At 70.8% G+C, this 14,324-nt stretch carries 14 protein-coding genes and 1 pseudogene; 6 read left to right on the forward strand and 9 right to left on the reverse strand.

Annotation, left to right across the window (positions count from 1 at the left end):
* Positions 1–23 precede the first annotated feature (23 nt).
* The gene (locus ABZ919_RS15275; protein WP_361247515.1) at positions 24–302 is read left to right on the forward strand and encodes a type B 50S ribosomal protein L31; all 279 of its coding nucleotides are present in this window, start codon (positions 24–26) and stop codon (positions 300–302) included.
* Positions 303–355: 53 nt separating this feature from the next.
* Here the strand turns inward: ABZ919_RS15275 and ABZ919_RS15280 are convergent, their stop codons facing one another.
* Positions 356–1,150, reverse strand: coding sequence for a metal-dependent hydrolase (locus tag ABZ919_RS15280; RefSeq protein WP_361247517.1), 795 nt, complete (start codon positions 1,148–1,150; stop codon positions 356–358).
* Between the two features lie 145 nt (positions 1,151–1,295).
* On the opposite strand from ABZ919_RS15280, the gene ABZ919_RS15285 reads away from it, so the two are divergent.
* Together ABZ919_RS15285 and ABZ919_RS15290 are read left to right on the forward strand one after the other, a co-directional pair.
* A complete protein-coding gene (locus ABZ919_RS15285) occupies positions 1,296–3,809 on the forward strand; it encodes a DUF3516 domain-containing protein (RefSeq protein ID WP_361247518.1) in 2,514 nt (837 codons plus the stop codon).
* Between the two features lie 40 nt (positions 3,810–3,849).
* Positions 3,850–4,719: an acyl-CoA thioesterase II gene (locus ABZ919_RS15290; protein WP_361247520.1), complete on the forward strand. Its 870-nt coding sequence runs from the start codon at positions 3,850–3,852 to the stop codon at positions 4,717–4,719.
* 493 nt (positions 4,720–5,212) lie between these two features.
* On the opposite strand, the pseudogene ABZ919_RS15295 reads toward ABZ919_RS15290, so the two are convergent.
* Positions 5,213–5,998 (reverse strand): annotated as a pseudogene (locus ABZ919_RS15295) (DUF6397 family protein); the annotation flags it as partial.
* Positions 5,999–6,123: 125 nt separating this feature from the next.
* Positions 6,124–6,537 carry a roadblock/LC7 domain-containing protein gene (locus ABZ919_RS15300; protein WP_361247522.1) on the reverse strand — a complete coding sequence of 138 codons (414 nt, stop codon included), beginning with the start codon at positions 6,535–6,537 and terminating at the stop codon, positions 6,124–6,126.
* A 90-nt stretch (positions 6,538–6,627) separates the two neighbouring features.
* Between ABZ919_RS15300 and ABZ919_RS15305 the strand changes: the two genes are divergently transcribed.
* Positions 6,628–7,056 (forward strand): PPOX class F420-dependent oxidoreductase, encoded by a 429-nt coding sequence (locus ABZ919_RS15305; protein ID WP_361247524.1) that lies wholly within the window; start codon positions 6,628–6,630, stop codon positions 7,054–7,056.
* Between the two features lie 9 nt (positions 7,057–7,065).
* Here the strand turns inward: ABZ919_RS15305 and ABZ919_RS15310 are convergent, their stop codons facing one another.
* The 5 genes from ABZ919_RS15310 to ABZ919_RS15330 form a co-directional block, all read right to left on the reverse strand.
* Positions 7,066–7,668, reverse strand: a complete 603-nt coding sequence (locus ABZ919_RS15310; RefSeq protein WP_361247526.1) for an ATP/GTP-binding protein — start codon at positions 7,666–7,668, stop codon at positions 7,066–7,068.
* A 217-nt stretch (positions 7,669–7,885) separates the two neighbouring features.
* Positions 7,886–8,299 carry a DUF742 domain-containing protein gene (locus ABZ919_RS15315; protein ID WP_361247527.1) on the reverse strand — a complete coding sequence of 138 codons (414 nt, stop codon included), beginning with the start codon at positions 8,297–8,299 and terminating at the stop codon, positions 7,886–7,888.
* Between the two features lie 19 nt (positions 8,300–8,318).
* The gene (locus ABZ919_RS15320; RefSeq protein WP_361247529.1) at positions 8,319–8,756 is read right to left on the reverse strand and encodes a roadblock/LC7 domain-containing protein; all 438 of its coding nucleotides are present in this window, start codon (positions 8,754–8,756) and stop codon (positions 8,319–8,321) included.
* The gene (locus ABZ919_RS15325; protein ID WP_361247531.1) at positions 8,753–11,293 is read right to left on the reverse strand and encodes a nitrate- and nitrite sensing domain-containing protein; all 2,541 of its coding nucleotides are present in this window, start codon (positions 11,291–11,293) and stop codon (positions 8,753–8,755) included. The genes ABZ919_RS15320 and ABZ919_RS15325 overlap by 4 nt, the downstream gene beginning before the upstream one ends.
* A 48-nt stretch (positions 11,294–11,341) precedes the next feature.
* On the reverse strand, positions 11,342–12,115 hold the full coding sequence (locus tag ABZ919_RS15330) for an MHYT domain-containing protein (protein WP_361247533.1): 774 nt from the start codon (positions 12,113–12,115) through the stop codon (positions 11,342–11,344).
* A 160-nt stretch (positions 12,116–12,275) separates the two neighbouring features.
* Between ABZ919_RS15330 and ABZ919_RS15335 the strand changes: the two genes are divergently transcribed.
* The gene (locus tag ABZ919_RS15335; protein ID WP_361247535.1) at positions 12,276–12,875 is read left to right on the forward strand and encodes a class I SAM-dependent methyltransferase; all 600 of its coding nucleotides are present in this window, start codon (positions 12,276–12,278) and stop codon (positions 12,873–12,875) included.
* A gap of 25 nt (positions 12,876–12,900) precedes the next feature.
* Here ABZ919_RS15335 and ABZ919_RS15340 read toward each other — a convergent pair whose 3' ends face one another.
* Positions 12,901–13,656 carry an alpha/beta hydrolase gene (locus tag ABZ919_RS15340; protein ID WP_361247537.1) on the reverse strand — a complete coding sequence of 252 codons (756 nt, stop codon included), beginning with the start codon at positions 13,654–13,656 and terminating at the stop codon, positions 12,901–12,903.
* Positions 13,657–13,775: 119 nt separating this feature from the next.
* Between ABZ919_RS15340 and ABZ919_RS15345 the strand changes: the two genes are divergently transcribed.
* Positions 13,776–14,309 (forward strand): PadR family transcriptional regulator, encoded by a 534-nt coding sequence (locus tag ABZ919_RS15345; RefSeq protein ID WP_361247628.1) that lies wholly within the window; start codon positions 13,776–13,778, stop codon positions 14,307–14,309.
* Positions 14,310–14,324: the final 15 nt, after the last annotated feature.

A 14,324-nucleotide genomic window follows, 5' to 3' on the forward strand; every position in this document is an offset into this window, starting at 1 on the left:
ACCTCCCCGTAGGAGGAGCCGCCATGCAGCAGGACAAGCACCCCGATTATCACCCGGTGGTCTTCCGGGACCGGGCCGCCGGCTACGCGTTCCTGACCCGCTCGACGGCTCAGAGCGAGCAGACGATCGAGTGGGACGACGGCCGGACCTACCCGGTGATCGACGTGGAGATCTCCTCGGAGAGCCACCCCTTCTACACGGGCAAGGCCCGCACGGTCGACACCGAGGGCCGCGTCGCCCGTTTCGAGCGCCGGTACGGCGGTGCGGAGGGCGCAGAGGCGGGGGGCGACGAGGCGATCTGATTCCGAGGCCCGGCCCATGTCCGGTCCCGGGTTCCTCGGAGGGGCGGGGCGCCTCAGATCACATTGAGGGCCGCCGCGCAACCGACTCCGCCGAGCAGCATGAACACGGGCATCAGCACCTTCAGCTCCACCCAGCTTCCGGCCCGGAACCGCATCACCTTCGGCGGCCCCACGGGGTACCAGCGCTTGCGGCCCAGCGGGATCGGCCACAGGATCGGGCAGCCGGACACGGTCAGTGCGTCCCCGATGTCGTGCACCAGCGCGCCGAGCACGATCGGAAGCCCCAGCCACAGGTACTCCTGGCCCGGCGCGGTGAAGAGCCAGTTCGAGCCGTTGCCGGGCTTGTCCAGGACGCCCGCGAGGATCCATGCGGTGGTCGCCGCCAGCAGCCAGACCAGGACATCGCTGCTGGAACCCCGCGCCGCCCGCCACAGCAGGCCCTCGATGGCCAGCACCATGTGCACGAACAGGAGCGCCAGCACCGCCCAGCGGCCCCCCGCGATCGCCGCCGCCGAGCACCCGGCACCGATCAGCACCGCCCACAGCCAGGTGTGCGTCAGCGTACGGTGGCCTCCCGAGCGCCGTGTGTCGCCCTTCATCCTGGTCGCCTTGTAGACGGCGTACGACAACTTGTCCACGATCTCGCAGATCCAGCGGGAGATCGGTCCGAAGGCCCGGGAGATCGTGGCCGCCTTGTGGTCGAGGTCCGGTGCGAGCGCGGCGCCGGCGCAGATCAGGGCGCCGCACAGGAGCACCGGCCAGGGCATCGGATGCCCTGCCGCCGCGGCGGCCGCTCCGACGCCGAGCCAGGCCGCGGCCCCCGACAGTGAGTGTGCTGGTCCCATCATGGCCGCTTCCCGCCCCATTCCTCGTGTGCCGCTGTCCAGTTGACCCGGTGCGCTGATGCGTCGTCGGCGACACAGCGTAGCGGCCATGATCTTCGTGCCCACAGCCGATTCCCCTCTGGGGCAGAAGGCCAGGCAAGATGGGGGCGTGACACTCATCGATCAGCTGCCGCCGACCGCCGACCCCGACGCCCTGTACGAAGCCTTCGAGTCGTGGGCGCAGGAGCGCGGCCTCACCCTCTATCCCCACCAGGAGGAGGCGCTGATCGAGGTTGTCTCCGGGGCGAACGTGATCGTCTCGACACCCACCGGCTCCGGCAAGAGCATGATCGCCGCGGGTGCGCACTTCGCCGCACTGGCCCGGGACGAGGTCACTTTCTACACGGCCCCGATCAAGGCGCTGGTGTCGGAGAAGTTCTTCGAGCTGTGCAAGCTGTTCGGCACCGAGAACGTGGGCATGCTCACCGGCGACGCCTCCGTGAACGCCGACGCTCCCGTGATCTGCTGCACCGCCGAGGTGCTGGCATCGATCGCGCTGCGCGACGGCAAGGACGCGGACATCGGCCAGGTCGTCATGGACGAGTTCCACTTCTACGCCGAGGGCGACCGCGGCTGGGCCTGGCAGATCCCTCTGCTGGAGCTCCCCCAGGCGCAATTCATCCTGATGTCGGCCACTTTGGGTGATGTGTCCTTCTTCGAGAAGGATCTCGCCCGTCGCACCGACCGCCCCACGTCGGTGGTCCGCTCGGCGACCCGCCCGGTGCCCCTCTCCTACGAGTACAAGCTCACTCCGCTCACCGAGACGCTCACCGACCTGCTGGAGAGCAGGCAGGCCCCGGTGTACATCGTGCACTTCACGCAGGCGCAGGCCGTGGAGCGGGCGCAGGCGCTGATGAGCATCAACATGTGCTCGCGCGAGGAGAAGGACCAGATCGCCGAGCTGATCGGCAACTTCCGCTTCACCACCAAGTTCGGTCGCAATCTCTCCCGTTACGTCCGGCACGGCATCGGCGTCCACCACGCCGGCATGCTGCCCAAGTACCGCCGCCTGGTGGAGAAGCTCGCCCAGGCAGGTCTGCTGAAGGTCATCTGCGGCACCGACACGCTCGGGGTCGGCGTCAACGTGCCCATCCGGACGGTGCTGTTCACGGCCCTCACGAAGTACGACGGCAGCCGCGTGCGCACGCTGCGCGCCCGGGAGTTCCACCAGATCGCGGGCCGGGCGGGCCGGGCCGGTTTCGACACGGCGGGGCTCGTCGTGGCGCAGGCGCCGGAGCACGTCATCGAGAACGAGAAGGCGCTGGCGAAGGCGGGCGACGACCCCAAGAAGCGGCGCAAGGTGGTGCGCAAGAAGGCGCCGGAGGGCTTCGTCGGCTGGACGGAGAACACCTTCCAGAAGCTGATCGAGTCGGAACCGGAGCCACTGACCTCGCGTTTCCGGGTGACGCACACGATGCTGCTGTCGGTGATCGCCCGTCCTGGCAACGCCTTCGACGCGATGCGTCACCTCCTCGAGGACAACCACGAGCCGCGCAAGCAGCAGCTGCGCCACATCCGCCGGGCGATCGCGATCTACCGCTCGCTGCTGGACGGCGGCATCGTGGAGAAGCTCGACAAGCCCGACGCCGAAGGCCGCATCGTCCGCCTCACCGTCGACCTCCAGCAGGACTTCGCGCTCAACCAGCCGCTGTCCACGTTCGCGCTCGCCTCGTTCGAACTCCTCGACCCCGAGTCGCCGTCCTACGCTCTCGACATGGTCTCCGTCGTCGAGTCCACCCTCGACGACCCTCGGCAGATCCTCGTCGCCCAGCAGAACAAGGCGCGCGGCGAGGCCGTGGCCGCGATGAAGGCGGACGGCGTCGAGTACGAGGAGCGCATGGAGCGCCTCCAGGACATCACGTACCCGAAGCCGCTGGAGGAACTGCTCTTTCACGCGTACAACACCTACCGCAAGAGCCACCCGTGGGTCGGTGACCACCCGCTGTCGCCGAAATCCGTCATCCGGGACATGTACGAACGAGCTCTCACCTTCACCGAGTTGGTGTCCTTCTACGAGCTGGCCCGCACCGAGGGCATCGTGCTGCGCTACCTCGCCAGCGCCTACAAGACCCTCGACCACACCATCCCCGACGACCTCAAGTCCGAGGATCTGCAGGACCTGATCGAGTGGCTCGGCGAGATGGTGCGCCAGGTGGACTCCAGCCTGCTGGACGAGTGGGAGCAGCTGGCGAACCCGGAGGAGATGACCGCCGAGGAAGCCCAGGAGAAGGCCGACGAGGTCAAGCCGGTCACCGCCAACGCACGCGCCTTCCGGGTCCTGGTGCGTAACGCCATGTTCCGCCGCGTGGAACTGGCCGCCCTCGACCAGGTCGAGGAACTCGGCGAGATCGACGCCGAGTCCGGCTGGGACGCCGACGCGTGGGGCGAGGCGATGGACAAGTACTGGGACGAGTACGACGACCTGGGCACCGGTCCCGACGCCCGCGGTCCCAAGCTGCTCGTCATCAACGAGGAGCGGGAGAACGGAATCTGGCGCGTCCGCCAGATCTTCGACGATCCGAACGGCGACCACGACTGGGGCATCAGCGCGGAGATCGACCTCGCCGCCTCGGACGCCGAGGGCCGCGCGGTCGTGCGCGTCACCGATGTCGGGCAGCTGTGAGCCCTTGTCGACCAGTCGTGAGCCCAGGAGAATCCCCCCGATGACGACGAACCCGGCCGAGAGACTGGTCGACCTGCTCGACCTGGAGCAGATCGAGGTCAACATCTTCCGTGGCCGGAGCCCGCAGGAGTCCCTGCAGCGGGTCTTCGGCGGCCAGGTGGCGGGCCAGGCACTGGTCGCCGCCGGCCGTACCACGGACGGCGACCGCCCGGTGCACTCGCTGCACGCGTACTTCCTGCGCCCGGGCCGCCCCGGTGTGCCGATCGTGTACCAGGTCGAGCGGGTCCGCGACGGACTGTCCTTCACCACGCGCCGGGTGACCGCCGTACAACAGGGCCGCACGATCTTCAATCTGACCGCCTCCTTTCACAAACCTGAGGAAGGACCGTTCGAGCACCAGTTGGCGCCGGCCCGCGAGGTGCCTGACCCGGAGTCGCTGCCGACGGTCTCCGAGGAGATCCGCAAGCATCTGGGCGCCCTGCCGGAGCAACTGGAGCGGATGGCGCGCCGCCAGCCCTTCGACATCCGTTATGTCGACCGGCTTCGCTGGAACGCCGACGAGATCGACGGGGCCGAGCCGCGCAGTGCCGTGTGGATGCGCGCGGTCGGTCCGCTCGGTGACGACCCGCTGGTGCACACGTGCGCGCTGACCTACGCCAGTGACATGACTCTCCTGGACGCGGTCCGCATCCCGGTCGAACCCCTCTGGGGCCCGCGGAACTTCGACATGGCCTCGCTGGACCACGCCATGTGGTTCCACCGGCCGTTCCGCGCGGACGAGTGGTTCCTGTACGACCAGGAGTCGCCGATCGCCACCGGCGGTCGAGGCCTGGCTCGTGGCCGCATCTACGACCTGCAGGGGCGTCTGCTGGTCTCGGTCGTGCAGGAGGGCCTGTTCAGGTCCCTGTAGCGAGCGCACACGGGGGGGCCTGCGGCCAGGTGGCTCAGGCCCGCGCGCTGCGGGTGCTTCTCCTGCGGAGCCACGCGCGCAGGCCGCGGTGGGGCCGCACCGCGGTGTGTTCACCCCGGCGGTGACTTCGGCGGGCCGGCGAGGGAGCAGGCGTTCGCACCACCGGCGTGCCGTGCCACTGGAACGCGCGGATCGCGTGCTCGTACTCCGGCTCGAGCAGCCCCGGCAGCCGTCCGTGGTTCGTCGCGGACGGCTCCGGCACCGGCACCGGAAGGGGCACGGGCACGGGTTCACAGGGAGGCCCCGACGCCCCCGCCGGTGACCCGCCCTCCGATTCCGGCTGCTCCCCCAGCGACTCCGCTGCAGGCGTAGCGGCCGGCCGTCCGACGGACTCCGGGACCGCCTGCACCATGGGCTCCGCGGACCGTGTGACCGTTCGGGCCATGGGCGGGATCGGCCGTGCGACCGCCCGCAGGCCCGCTGCGGTGCGGCGGGTGGCAGGACGCGGGGCCGGTGAGAGGAGGCGGGCCTCCGCGATCACCTGGGTCAGTTCGCTGCGCAGCCACTCGATTTCGTCCGCATCCTGCGCGGTCGCGATCCGCTCGGCGAGGTGGGCGGCCGGCGATCCCGGAGCGCCCCGACCGGATGGCGCAGGTCGGAACCGGTTGAGACAGGCACGGTCGTGGGGATCCTTGACCACGTCGGCGATCTCGACGGGTGAGAGGAAGGCGGCGACGGCGCCTGCCCGGGCCCACGGCTCCCCGGCCTGGTGCAGCAGAAACCCGAGATGGCGTCCCCGCCAGTTGCGGGCGCGCAGATCCACCCCGGCCTCGAGGCGGCCGCGCAGGTGCTCGGGCGTACGCCCCTTGAGCAGGTGCGCGTTCTTGGCGTCGGAGGTGAAGTTCAGCAGGTCTTCGGCCAGATAGAGCCAGACCACGGCTCGGTAGCGGTTCAGGTACCACTTCACCGGCACGATCAGTCCCAGGCGCGCGAGGCGGGTGAACCGGCCGGCCGGGATCTCCATCAGTGCCGCGCCCTCGGTCGTGCCCACCACCCGCACGCGCTCCTGCAGGGCGGCCGGGTAGTCCTCCTGCGCGCGAAGGCGGTCGATCTCCGCGCGCTCCACCCTGCGTCCTCCCCCGCCCTCGTCGGGCACGGTCCGGATGTGGCCGAGATGCACGGCGAGGTCGAATTCGCCTCGTTCGAGGCCCAGCTCACGGGCGGCATGGCTCGGGGTGCAGGTGGCAGGACGGTGCAGGGTGAAGGTGCTTGCCGACATGATCGTACTCCCCCGTGGAGTCGGTGGCTCACGCTCCATGCGCGTGCCGTGCACACACCGTAGCCAATGCGGCGCAGTGCGTGGCGACCCTGTGGACAACTTCGCGCGAGGGGACAACCCGCAGGTCAAGCGTCCGTGTTGGGGGCTCGCTCCGGTTGCCTGGCATCCACTCCGAGGTGTTCGCCGACCCTGTTGACGAGCCGGGTCATCTCGTAGGCGATCTGGCCGATGTCAGCCTCCGCGCCGCTGAGCACGCACAGACAGCTGCCGGTGCCGGCCGCGGTCACGAACAGCACGGCGTCGTCGTACTCGATCATGGTCTGGCGTACCCCGCCGGTCCCGAAGTGGCGGCCCGATCCCTTGGCCAGGCTGTGCAGTCCGGACGCCACGGCGGCCAGATGCTCCGCGTCCTCACGGCGCAGGCCCGTGCTCGCGCCCGTGACGAGCCCGTCGTTCGACAGGACCAGCGCGTGCCGCACATGGTCCACTCGCTCGGTCAGATCATCCAGGAGCCAGTCGAGCCCCGGGTTCTGAGCCATCTCCGTCTCCCCGTGTGATGTCTCCCCCTGGCTGGAGGAACCCCCGCCAGCCTTCCCCACGACCGGCGTCCGGGCAAGCAGGATGGGGGCATGGCACAGAAGATGACCGACGACGAATGGCGGGCCTTCGTCTCGCACGGCACCCGGACCGGCAAGCTGTCCACCGTTCGTGCCGATGGGAGCCCTCATGTGGCACCGATCTGGTTCTTGCTGGACGGGGACGAACTGGTCTTCAACACCGGCAGGGACACCGTGAAGGGGCGCAATCTCGCCCGCGACGGACGGATCTCACTGTGTGTGGACGACGATCGGCCGCCGTTCCACTACGTGGTGCTCAACGGCCGCGCACGGCTGTCGGAGAACCTGGACGAGGTGCGCCGTTGGGCCACCCGGATCGCCGCCCGGTACATGGGCGAGGAACGCGCCGAGGAGTACGGCGCCCGCAACGGCGTTCCCGGCGAGCTGCTGGTCCGCGTCGCCATCGACAAGGTGATCACGGTCAAGGGCGTGTCGGCCTGAGCGACGTGGTCAGCCGACCGAGTTCAGGAGCCGGGCGGTGTGCATCCGCCCGGCGTACTCGACGAGCCGGATCAGGACCTCCTTGCCGGAGTCCCGGTCCCGTGCGTCGCACAGCACCACGGGGGTGCCGCGGTCGAGGTCGAGGGCGCGGGAGACGTCGTGGGCGCCGTAGGTGCGGGCGCCCGAGAAACAGTTGACGGCCACCACGAACGGGATGTGCCGGTGCTCGAAGTAGTCGACGGCGGGGAAGCAGTCCTCAAGGCGCCGGGTGTCCGCGAGGACGACGGCTCCGAGGGCGCCCTGGGACAACTCGTCCCACAGGAACCAGAAGCGGTCCTGGCCCGGTGTGCCGAACAGGTACAGGGACAGGCCAGAGCGGATGGTGATGCGCCCGAAGTCCATGGCGACGGTGGTCGTGACCTTGTGGTCCACTCCGTCGGTGTCGTCCACCATCTGCCCGGCCTCGCTGAGGAGTTCCTCGGTGCGCAACGGCCGGATCTCGCTGACGGCGCCGACAAGGGTCGTCTTGCCGACGCCGAACCCGCCGGCGACCAGTATCTTCAGTGCCAGGGCGGAGGTGTCGCCGACGGCGTCGGAGTGCTCGGTGACCATGATCACTTCTCTCGGGAGGACCGGTTGCGGTCGGCGTCCGTCCGCTGCGGGCGTGAAGTCAGCATCATGACAACGGACTCGCTCCATCGGGCGGTTGGACCGAAATACACCTGATGTGACCGGCCCGCGTCCGGTCGGAGGCGGAACGCGTCCGGATCGGGCTGCGACACCTACGCCGAGGGGGCCGCCCGGCGTACGGTGGCTTCGCGACGTTCATCTACAGCGCTCGCAATCCCTCGATGACCTCGCGCAGGATCCGCTCGTCGGGCAGGAGTGCCGGTGGCACGGGCCGGCTGATGACCACACAGCCGAGTTCCAGGAGGTCGCCGAGGAGCACCCTGACGACACCGACGGGGAGATCGGCATCGGCCGCGAGTTCGGCGACGGACTGTGTCTCGGCGCGGCACAGCTCGATCAGAGTCCGGTGTTCGGGGCCGAGCAGGGCGGCCTCGTCGAGCGTCGGTGCCGCGGGGTCGAGGGTGACGAGGGCGATCAGGTCGAAACGCACCCCTGTGGGGCCCGGCTGGGTGCGCCCGCCCGTCATCGCGTAGGGGCGCACCAGTGGTCCGGCCTCGCCGTCGTACCACTGACTGCCCGGCTCCCACGGCCCGCCGCTCTGGATCCCGGTCATCTGCGCCGCCTTCGCGGGGTCATCCGGCTGCGGGCGGCTGTGCGCCGACACGTGGCGCGGTGTACAGGTGCTCCCCGACCCGCTTGACCAGGCGCGCCATCTCGTAGGCGACCAGTCCGATGTCGGCGGTGGCGGCCGTGAGCACGGCCAGGCATGAACCCTCCCCGGCGGCGGCGACGAAGAGGAACGCGTCGTCCATCTCGACCATGGTCTGCCGCACGCCGCCCGCTCCGAAGTGCCGTCCCGCCCCCTTGGCCAGACTGTTGAAGCCCGAGGCGACGGCGGCGAGGTGCTCGGCGTCCTCGCGCGGAAGCCCGCTGGAGACGCCGACGGCCAGCCCGTCGTTGGAGAGCACGACGGCGTGGCGCACCTCGGGCACGCGCACCACCAGGTCGTCGAGCAACCAGTCCAGTTCGCCGGAGCGCTGACCGGCCCTCGTGTTGGAATCCTGGATCATGCCGGGTCTCCTTCGCTGCTGTCACTGCCCGTTTCGGGTTCCGGGGCGGCGCCGAGGCCGGGCAGTCTGCCGCCGCCTCGCGCCCAGCCGTCGCGGTAGGCCGCCATACGGTCCCGTACGAGTTCGGGGGTACGCCGTTCGTCGCCGGGCCGCGGGGTCTGCGGCGACGGCGCCTCGGGGCGCCGCTGACGGAGTTGCGGGGCGAGGCTCGCCTGGCGCACGCGGCGCGGCAGGTCGTCCGAGCTCTCGGAGTCGTCCGGCGGTCGGTGCAGCCTCAAGGCGGTGACTCCGGGGGGCGGGGCTTCGTCGACGGTTCGGTGCGGGCTCGGCTCGTCGGCGGTGGTGTGCGGGCCGGGAGCGGTGGCCGCGAGGGCGGCCCGGTCCGACCGTGTGGAGACGGACTTCTGGTGCGGGTTGGTGCCCGGCACGCGCGCGTACTCGCGTTCCTGCTCGGAACGGACCTGCTCACCCTGGTGGAAGGTGCGTTCCGGCGCGCCGCCGTGCAGCAGGGAGGTGGGCAGCAGGACGACGGCGGTGGTGCCTCCGTAAGGAGAGGTCCGCAGATGCACCTTGACGTCGTGCCGGACGGCGAGCCGGCTGACCACGAAGAGTCCGAGCCGGTCGCTGTCGAACAGGTCCAGGGCCTCGGACTGTTCGATGCGGCGATTGGCCTCCGCGAGGGTGTCGGGCCCCATGCCGAGCCCTCGGTCCTCGATCTCCAGGGCGTATCCGTTGCCGACGGGTTCGCCGGTGACGCGCACGCGCGTGTGGGGAGGTGAGAACTGCGCGGCGTTCTCGACGAGTTCGGCGAGCAGATGGGTGAGGTCGGCGACGGCGGCGCCGATCACATGTGCCTCGGGGAGCTGGCGCACCTCCACACGCGCGTAGTCCTCGACTTCGGACACGGCGGCCCGTACGACGTTGGTCAGCGACACCGGCATGCGCCAGGCCCGGCCGGGTGCGGCACCGGAGAGGATGATCAGGCTTTCGGCGTGCCGCCGCATACGCGTGGTGAGGTGGTCGAGGCGGAAGAGGTCGCTCAGCTCGTTGGGATCCTCCGAGCGGCGCTCCATGCTGTCCAGCAGGCTGAGCTGGCGGTGGACCAGTACCTGGCTGCGGCGGGCCAGGTTGACGAAGACGCCGGAGATTCCGCTGGCGAGTTCGGCGCGTTCCACGGCGGCGCGCAGGGCGGCACGGTGGACGGTGGTCAGCGCCTCCGAGACCTGGCCGGTCTCGTCCTCGGAAGGTGGTCCGGCCGGCGCTTCCGCCTGGATGTCGATCTCCTCCCCCGCGCGCAGCCGGCGCATCGCTTCGGGGAGTTTGCGACGGGCGATCTCCAGGGCGTCGTTGCGTAGGCTCACGAGCTCGATCACGAGACCGCGGCCGATGCGGACGGAAATGACGAGGGAGGCCAAGACGGCGGCCAGACCGAAGAGCACGGCCGCGCCCGCGGGGCTGAGCAGGCCGCGCGTGAACGGGTCGGCACGGCCTGCGACGGCTCGTGCGGTGTCGGCGGCGATGCCCCGCATTCCGTCCTGCACGCGCGCGTGGGCGGCGTTCCAACCGGCCTGCGGTGCCGTGTCGGCCGGCCCGGCGCCGGGTCCGGCGGCGAGGATCTTGTCCTCCGCTGCACCGAGGGCGCTGTAGGAGCCGCTGCCGGCCAGGTCCTGCCAGGCGGCGCGCTCGTGAACGGGCAGATCGTCGACGGCGACGTCGGTGAGTGTACGGCGTGCGGCGACGGCGGCGCCGAACAGCCGTAGCCGCTCGCCCTGCAGTTGCCCGGCCGTGCGCGCGCTGCCCAGGAGGGCGTCCTCCTGGGCCAGGGCCTCGGCGGCGCGGCTGAATTCGAGCAGCACGCGCGCGTCGGAGCCCACGTCGGCCCGCTGGATGCCGGTGAGGGCGCCGTCCACGTCGAGGGCCGCGCCGATGGTCTTCGTGTACTGCGTGTACACCGTGTCCCATCCGGCCTTGTGGTCGAATACGGCGGTACGCAGGGCGCGCAGGTGCTCGGCTCCGCTGACGAAGGCTTCGAGGCGCCCGGAGACCCCGGCGGGCAGTTCCTCCCCGTCGGCGACGGTGCTGTTGCCGCCGAGCCGCAGCGCGGCCACGGCCCGGTCGGTGCGTGCGGCCAGACTCTGCAGGTCGCTGTCGTCGCCCGCGCCCGGTGCGGTCGCTTGGCGCACGGCCGCGGCGCGCTCGGTCTGGAGGGCGGTGACGGCCGCCGCCACGGGGGTGCGCAGTTCGGCGTCGACCTGCTGGGACTGCCGCAGCCGGGCGACGTCCTGGGCGGTGCTGACGGTGGCGTACGCCCACAGGGCGAGCAGGGAGACGACGGGAACCATCAGGAGGCTGACCACCTTGGCACGCACGGTGCGGGGACGCAGGTGCCGGCGGCTTGCCGTCGTGCCTGTCCTGGCCGGTGGCGTGCCGAGCGGGCGGTCGGCACCCTCGTCCGCGGGCGGTCCGGCGTGCGCGCGGCGGCCGCGCGGCGGGGGCGCCGGGGTGCCGGCCTTCGGAGTGGTACGGGGTGGGCGCATGGCCTCCTCGCTCGGGACGTGGGTCGGGGCACTCGGACCGGGCTCGCGCTAACGGGCGATGTTTTCGACGGGACGTTGGGCGGAGGCGGATGCCTCTCGCTCGTCGGCCGTGGGCGAGAGGGCGACGAACGCGGAGGTGATGAAGAGGTAGGACCCGAGGCCGACGGCGAGGGGGAAGATGAACTGCATCGCCGTGGCCCCGGGCAGGGCCTCGCCGGAGGGGTCCACACGCACGCTCACCGCGAACATCCCGGTGTAGTGCATGCTGCTGACGGCCGCTCCCATGACGAGGGAGGCGACGGTGACCGCGAGGGGCGACTTGATGTTGAGGCCGGCCCACAGGGCCGCGGTCGCCGCCACGACGGCGATCAGCACCGACACTCCGACGAGGACGGGGTCGTACCTGATGTCGCCGTGCAGCCGGACCGCCGCCATGCCCAGGTAGTGCATGCTGGCGACGCCCAGCCCGGTGGTCAGACCGCCGAGAAGCAGCGCGCGGGTACGGTCACGGCTGTATCCGACGGCGAAGACGCCGGCGCAGACGACGACCATGGCGACGAGGAGACTGAGGATGGTCAACGGCACGTCGTACCGGATGTCGGTACCGCTGACACGGAAGCCGAGCATGGCCACGAAGTGCATGGTCCAGATGCCCGTTCCGATGGCGGAGGCCGCGGTGACAAGCCAGTTGCGGCGCGAGCGGCCGGTGGTGGCGAGCGCGCGCACGGTGCAGCGCAGTCCGAGTGCGGCGCCGGTGCAGGCCATGACGTACGACAGCACGGGGGTCAGCCAGCCGAAGGCGGCGTGGTCCAGGTGTCCCATGGCCCAGGGACGCTAGAGGGGCACGGGCGCACGGAGGGGGCGCATTTCGAAAGCTGTTGGAATATGACACCCGAATGCGACGGAACGATCGAGTCCGGCCCGAACATGTGCACCTACGTATCCCCCACGACGGTGAGGAAACAGAGAAACCATGCGGAGCATGAGCGACGACCACACACATGTGCAGGAGTTCTTCAGCGCCCGTGCGGCCGACTGGGACAGCCGGTTCCCCGACGACGGCCCCGCGTACGCGGACGCCGTCGCCGGTCTCGGGCTGCGGTCGGGCGACCGCGTGCTGGACGCGGGCTGCGGCACGGGGCGCGCCCTGCCGCCGCTGCGGGCCGCCGTGGGCCCGTCCGGAGTGGTGCTGGGCGCCGACCTGACGCCCGCGATGCTCGAGGCCGCCGTGCGGGCCGGCCGGGACCGGGACGCGCGGCTGCTGCTCACGGACGTCGCCGCACTGCCGCTGCGGTCGGGGGCGCTGGACGCCGTGTTCGCGGCCGGGCTGATCGCCCATCTGCCGCGCCCGCAGGAGAACCTGCGGGAGCTGGCCCGTGTGGTGCGGCCCGACGGCATGCTCGCGCTGTTCCATCCCATCGGGCGCGCGGCCCTGGCCGCGCGTCAGGGTCGGCAGATCACCCCCGACGACCTGCGCGACGAAGTCAACCTGCGTCCGCTGCTGACCCGTTCGGGGTGGAGCATGACGTCGTACGTCGACGAGGACGCCCGTTTCCTCACGCTCGCGGTACGCGGGAACTGAACGTCATCACCGAGGGCCGGGCGGATCAGTGTGTTCCGGCCACGGCCGCCGCGAAGGCGTCGGGGTTGTCGAACATGACGTTGTGCCCGGCGCCGGGCACCGTCACGACGCGTACCCCGGCGGCTTCCAGGCTCTTGCGGCCCGCCAGTTCGCCGCTGCGCTCGCCCTGGAGATAGACCCGCTCGACGGACAGTTGCTCAAGGATCGTGCGCATCACCGGATTCGAGCCCTGGCGCAGCCCCACGGCGCTGCGGTGCAGGGCGCGCGGGTCGGCCAGCCGCATGGTGGCCGCCCAGAGCGGACCGACGGCCTCCAGCACGCGCGCGTGCTGCTCTGCGACGAAGTCGTCCTCGTCGTAGGAGGCGATTCCGCTGCTGCCGGCCGTCGGCCGCGGAGGAGCGTCGAGGTTGGCTTCCGTGAGGACCAGCCGGGAGACGAGGTCGGGGCGCCGGTGGGCGAGCACGATGGCCACGGAGCCGCCCATGCTGTGCGCGATCAACTCGGCGAGAGTGACTCCGGCTTGGTCCAGCGCGACCGCCGCCGCGTCGGCGTGCTCCTCCAGCGTGTATCCGAACGTGCCCGGCCGGTCACTGAGCCCGTGACCCGGCAGATCCACGAAGAGACTGCGCCGACCCGCGAGTTCCGCCCGGGCCGCGATGTGCGCGTGATAGACCGCCGACATCGAGCCGAGACCGTGCAGATACACCCGCGCGGGCTCCTCCCCCGGCACCTCGGTCCAGCGGATCCGACTGCCCTCACCGTCGAACACGGCCTGCTTCATGACGCACCCTCCCTGACGTCCGTCTCCTTCGACCCCCGGCAATATACATCGTCACCGATGCATAGAAGACGCGCAGTATCGAGGTGGCGAGGTACAGCGCCGTACGCGACAATGCGGCCGTGCTCGAACTCGCCATCCTCGGATTCCTCCATGACGCCCCGCTGCACGGCTACGTCCTGCGCCGGCACATCGCGGCCCTCACCGGCCATGTGCGGCCCGTCGCCGAGAGCACCCTGTACCCGGCGATCAAACGACTGGAGAAAGCGGGCCTGCTGGTGCGGGCCACCGAGCCCGGCGCCGTGGCCGCACCGCGCCATGTGCTGAGGCTGACGGAAGCGGGCGGACGCGAGCTGAAGCGCCGGCTCGCCGAGCCCTCACAGCGCGAGATCACCGACGAGAACAACTGGTTCACGCTGCTCGCGTTCCTGCGGCATCTGGAGGACCCCGCCGCCCAGGCGGCCGTGCTGCGGCGCCGACTGGCCTTCCTCGAGGAACCGGCGAGCTTCTTCTACGACGGCGACCGGCCGCTGCGCGCCGAGGAACTGGACGACCCCTTCCGGCGCGGCGTCCTCACCATCGCACGCGCCACGAGCCGGGCCGAACTCGCCTGGCTGCGCGACACCCTCGCGACGCTGGACGCCGCCCGTCACTGAAGGTGTGCCGGTGGC

Origin of the sequence: Streptomyces sp. NPDC046759 (assembly GCF_040645475.1) — a bacterium.
Classification (GTDB): domain Bacteria; phylum Actinomycetota; class Actinomycetes; order Streptomycetales; family Streptomycetaceae; genus Streptomyces.